Source organism: Saccharibacter sp. EH611, assembly GCF_009834765.1.
Taxonomy (GTDB): Bacteria; Pseudomonadota; Alphaproteobacteria; order Acetobacterales; family Acetobacteraceae; genus Saccharibacter.
In genome coordinates this window covers 1-4354 of sequence record NZ_WVHP01000011.1, presented here as the reverse complement: position 1 = coordinate 4354, position 4354 = coordinate 1, and the positions used below count along the sequence as shown (strand labels likewise).

11 protein-coding genes are annotated in these 4354 nt (G+C 51.4%); 6 read left to right on the top strand and 5 right to left on the bottom strand.

Translation table 11 applies throughout. The annotated features are described in order from the left end of the window. Nucleotides 1-14: 14 nt before the first annotated feature. The 5 genes from GS535_RS04260 to GS535_RS04240 form a co-directional block, all read right to left on the bottom strand. Entirely contained in the window at nucleotides 15-359 is a 345-nt protein-coding gene (locus GS535_RS04260) for a hypothetical protein (protein WP_160799153.1), read from the bottom strand. After that, entirely contained in the window at nucleotides 356-520 is a 165-nt protein-coding gene (locus GS535_RS04255) for a hypothetical protein (protein ID WP_160792107.1), read from the bottom strand. Before GS535_RS04255 ends, GS535_RS04260 begins: the two co-directional genes overlap by 4 nt. Then, nucleotides 517-906, bottom strand: a complete 390-nt coding sequence (locus GS535_RS04250) for a hypothetical protein (RefSeq protein WP_160792623.1) — start codon at nucleotides 904-906, stop codon at nucleotides 517-519. The genes GS535_RS04255 and GS535_RS04250 overlap by 4 nt, the downstream gene beginning before the upstream one ends. Continuing rightward, nucleotides 903-1109 (bottom strand): hypothetical protein, encoded by a 207-nt coding sequence (locus GS535_RS04245; protein WP_160792109.1) that lies wholly within the window; start codon nucleotides 1107-1109, stop codon nucleotides 903-905. Before GS535_RS04245 ends, GS535_RS04250 begins: the two co-directional genes overlap by 4 nt. A 184-nt stretch (nucleotides 1110-1293) precedes the next feature. Beyond that, on the bottom strand, nucleotides 1294-1683 hold the full coding sequence (locus tag GS535_RS04240) for a helix-turn-helix domain-containing protein (protein WP_160792622.1): 390 nt from the start codon (nucleotides 1681-1683) through the stop codon (nucleotides 1294-1296). 51 nt (nucleotides 1684-1734) lie between these two features. Between GS535_RS04240 and GS535_RS04235 the strand changes: the two genes are divergently transcribed. The 6 genes from GS535_RS04235 to GS535_RS04210 form a co-directional block, all read left to right on the top strand. Continuing rightward, the gene (locus tag GS535_RS04235) at nucleotides 1735-1977 is read left to right on the top strand and encodes a YdaS family helix-turn-helix protein (RefSeq protein ID WP_160792621.1); all 243 of its coding nucleotides are present in this window, start codon (nucleotides 1735-1737) and stop codon (nucleotides 1975-1977) included. Next, nucleotides 1974-2705, top strand: coding sequence for a hypothetical protein (locus GS535_RS04230; protein WP_160792620.1), 732 nt, complete (start codon nucleotides 1974-1976; stop codon nucleotides 2703-2705). Before GS535_RS04235 ends, GS535_RS04230 begins: the two co-directional genes overlap by 4 nt. Before the next feature lie 154 nt (nucleotides 2706-2859). Beyond that, nucleotides 2860-3330, top strand: coding sequence for a single-stranded DNA-binding protein (gene ssb / locus GS535_RS04225; protein ID WP_160792619.1), 471 nt, complete (start codon nucleotides 2860-2862; stop codon nucleotides 3328-3330). 11 nt (nucleotides 3331-3341) lie between these two features. Beyond that, nucleotides 3342-3593, top strand: coding sequence for a DUF2312 domain-containing protein (locus GS535_RS04220; protein ID WP_160792572.1), 252 nt, complete (start codon nucleotides 3342-3344; stop codon nucleotides 3591-3593). Nucleotide 3594: 1 nt separating this feature from the next. Next, nucleotides 3595-3873 (top strand): hypothetical protein, encoded by a 279-nt coding sequence (locus GS535_RS04215; protein ID WP_160792589.1) that lies wholly within the window; start codon nucleotides 3595-3597, stop codon nucleotides 3871-3873. Continuing rightward, nucleotides 3870-4354 (top strand): helix-turn-helix domain-containing protein (locus GS535_RS04210; RefSeq protein ID WP_160799156.1); only part of this gene is annotated, 485 nt, incomplete at its 3' end. The genes GS535_RS04215 and GS535_RS04210, both read left to right, overlap by 4 nt.

Here is a 4354-nt window from a genome sequence, read left to right as displayed (position 1 = left end):
TTTACTTGGGGTGGTTAGTAACTATTTTCTTCTATCTGGCGCTCTTTAAGCAAAAGTTCGGCAAGCTTCATGCTCAGTTCTTCTCTTTTCTTTCTAAAACCACTCACACAAAGACCGCTTTTCTCTGTTCTATTTATCTTCATGTCTACAAGAGAGATTTCATTAAGAATACTATCGCTTTCCTTGAGCGTTGTGACCGTTATGGTTCGGACGACTGTTTCGATGATGAAGCTCTTATTGCACGACGTGCAGTGCCATTTAGCCCCCTCATACGCCTCATTGAGCTCGCCATCCCCCTCGTTCTCATACGAGCAATGGGGGCAGACGATCTTTCCTTCATGCTCCTGTCTGTAGTTCATCGTGTCTCCTCCAAAGCCCGTTGTTGGTGCCTTAACCGAGCCTTGAGAACTAAACGCTCTTCTACTTCTTCGGGTGTTAGGACATCGCGCTGTTCAATCAGATCAAGAAGAAGATGTGTATGAGCTATCCGTTCCTTTAAGGCTGCTAGATCACTCATCATCCCATCACCCTATCGTCTTGATTGAGATTGCGGGATGTGTCTTTGCTCTGCCAGTAACGGTCTGCTGCGCTTCCTGCTTCTCGTTGATCCTCCAGAAAGGACTGAAGACCGGGGATGCCGTCTTCGTCTAAGTCCGCCGCCATGAGGGCAAAGAATTCGGCCTTTGCGTCATCTTCTGTCGTGCGACTGCCCCGCTCGATCAGATGTGCCATACGCTCAAAATACGTCTTGATGACCATGAGCACCTTTTCCTGCGCCCAGAGATCGTTGCTTTTGCGGTGTAGTCCTAGGAGCATACGTCCTAGCTCTAGGGCCTTCTCATCTGGCGTGATGGGCACGAGGACTGCGCCCTGCTGTGGCTGCGCTACTGCGTGTAGGTGGATCATTGCGCCGCCTCCTGATGGAACAGGATCGTGCCAAGCTCAACGAGGCCGATGCAGTGCTCCGAGAGCAGAGTTTGTTGATCCGGTGTCAAATGGCCAAGGGATAGCCCTTTGTGCAGCAGGTCTTTCCCCTGCTTGGCGAGAAGACTGCCATATTCTTGCAGCTCTTCTTCTTGCTGCATTGTAAGAGCATTCGTGTCTCTCATCTTACCCTCCTCCTACGCCCCGACGTGGGGCGTTTCGTTCGGTATGAGGATATGTGACCATAAGTCACTAATGAGGTCAAGAAAAAAGTGACCTTTGGTCACATTGCTTTTTAAAGAACTATGCTGCCTCCTTAAGAGTCGCCGCCTAAGGAGATTTCATATGTGTTTTGACGATACGAACGACTCAAGAGGCCTTTCTGAGGCCAAAACGCGAAGCAAAAGCGGCAAAAAGGCTACGCTCCTCCTCGTCCATAGCTCGCCACGCTCTGAGCAGTCCCACTTCGGCATCATCTTCAACGATCTCGCAAGAAGCCTTGAGAGGCGCAACAGACTTTCCAAAGCGAAGGTAATCAAGCCCGATGTCATAAAAATCGGCTAATGCGCACATAATGTGCCACGAAGGGACTTTCTCGTCCTTTTCGATCTTAGCGATATAACTGCGGTTTATATCACCAGGAAGCGCGGCGGCTACGTCCGCTTGCGTTAAGCGGGCGCTCTTCCTCAATCTTTTAAGTCTTTGGCCAACTGTTTCCATACCCACAGTTTGCCGGAATGTAGAATTTAATGCGGCCATATCAGTCACCTTTTCTATTGCAAAAAAAGTGACTGTAGGTCACTATGAGGCATGGCTAAATCATTCATCTCATCTTTTGGTGTGAAGCCCAAAGACTTGGCCACGTTCTTAGGCCTCAAATCAGCTTCTGCCATTTATCGCTGGAAACGAGTTCCTGCGCAGCGGGTCATTGCAGTGGAAGCCCTCACCGGCATCCCCCGCGAGCAGCTGCGCCCCGACCTGTATCCGCCGCGCCGTCCAACGCGGCGCAACCACCCCACCCCCACACAACAGCAGAAGGAGACACGGGTATGAGGCTGCATATACTAGGGCTATCATGGTTCGATGAAGACGCTCGCCACGCCACTAATAGTGACGTAACGAGTGAGGACGGCGTCATGATTAGTCACCGTCAATGGCTATTTCTGCTCAATGCTGCTCAACGCACTGCGAAAGCCATGCAAGAACCCAACGCTGCCAGTCATCAAGGCTGTGCGTATTTTCTGGCAGGTTTCGCACAGGGATTGTCAGAGAAACAGGAGAATTCTGCACGCCGCCCTGTGGCAGCTTCTGTTGGAAGTAACCTTCAACATGGATCTCAAACCCATTCCCAGCCATCTGAATGTTCAGTTTCTGCAAAGAAAACATCGTCATCTCCTCGTTCAGTTTCAGGAAACGCCTCCTCGGACTCGACCTCCGGGGCAGGCAACGAAAACGTAGCACAAGACACCCAAGCGAAGCGTCCTGACCACGATACGCTCTCTGAGCAAGAGCGTCGCGATCGGGTTAATCTTTCTGTTCAAACGGCCTTTCGTGAATACCGTGAGGAAAGGCTTACCAACCCAACCGATGAGGAATTGCAGAAATGGGGATGCCCTAAGCTGCTTGATCCGCGCGCTCGGATGTTTATTTGTCAGCTACCCGATGCAGACCTTCGGACGATCAGACACCATGCAATGCCAGGATGGCTTGCTGGTCTTCTCTCTCAGATTGCCGATGAAGAGATTGAACGCCGCTCCGGTGAAGATGAGGTGTCGGCATGACTGTCATCAATCTCATCGATCTCATCGCAAGTGTTATTCCGAAAGCCATATTCATTGCCCTAAGCACGGTAGGGACGGCCTGCGCTATCTTTCTTATGATTTCACTGTGCTTTCTTCTTTTCACAGCTATGCGCTCTGGCTGGAGTAGCTTCTAATGGCAGGCTCTGTGAACAAGGTCGTTCTGGTCGGCAACCTTGGCCGCGATCCAGAGATCCGTCACACGCAATCTGGTGTGAAGATCGCCAATCTAACGGTGGCGACGAGCGAAAACTGGACGGACAAGAAAACCGGCGAAAAGCACGAAAAGACTGAATGGCACCGTGTCGTGATCTTCAACGAGCGCACGGCGGATGTGGCCGAACGCTTCTTACGAAAAGGAAGCAAGGTCTATCTCGAAGGCGAACTTCAGACACGCAAATGGACAGATCAACAGGGCATGGAACGCTACACGACAGAGGTCGTTCTAAAGGCGTTCCGTGGTGATCTTGTGATGCTCGACAGCAAGTCTGACCGCGAGCCTTCCCAGCAGAAACAGACCGCTCAAAGCCAGTCCTACAGCTCGCAGCGTTCCATGTCTGACGTGGACGCAAGCCAAGACCCACTCGACGATGAGATTCCGTTCTGAAAGCACACATCATGACCGATACACACACAACAGGCGGCATTGCTGCTGATCGTCTGCGCTCCATTGTTGAACGCGTGGAGCGTTTGGAAGAAGAACGTAAAGCCCTTGGCTCTGACATTCGCGACATCTTCACAGAAGCAAAGTCAGCAGGCTTTGACGTGAAAGTCATTAAGGAAATCATCAAAATTCGCAAGCAAGAGCCCGCTGAGGTGGAAGAGCAAGAACAGCTTCTCGACATCTACCGCCGTGCGTTGGGGGTGTGACATGCTGCGTCTTTTCTTCCCATACGTCCGTAAACTGCACCGTGAGCTTGCTCAAGAGCGCCGACACAACAAGGCGCTGCAAGAAACCTGCGCCGACCTGCGCAACCATCAGGAGCGCTTATGCTCTGATCTGCGCCATTTACGGAAACAGATTTGGCACCTTGAGGGCAAGAACAACCGTGCCTTCGCTCTCGTTACGAACCTCAGAAAGCAGCTCGCCTCAATGGGCGCCGCATCACCACAACGCAAACGCGATGAGCATGGGAGGTTTATGCAATGAATGACGCCCATAACCCATATGCCATTATCCAATGGGCAACCGAGCTCCCAATCAAGCATGGTGCGAAAAGCGTGCTCGTGGCTCTCATTACGTTTGCGGACAATCAAACAGGTCGTTGCTATCCAACGGTTCAGCAGCTCTCTGCACGCTCATCTCTTAAAGAGCGAGCCGTCCAGAATGCACTAAAAGAACTCGTAGCCGCTGGCATTATTACAAGAACGATTGAAAGTGGGAAAAGCGCTCAATACGCGGTTCAATTCAATGCCAATGTAAAGCCAGAAACCCCCGCATATAATGCACCCCGCACTAAATGCACCCCCGCATATAATGCACCTAACCACCGCACTAAATGCGGGGGAACCCCCGCAGATAATGCACCCAAACTAACCAATATAACTAACCAAAAAACTATACCCCCCTATAGTCCCCCCAAGGCTTCAAAGCCTCGTTCAAAGCCGAAACAGGAATTTGCTTTGCCCGA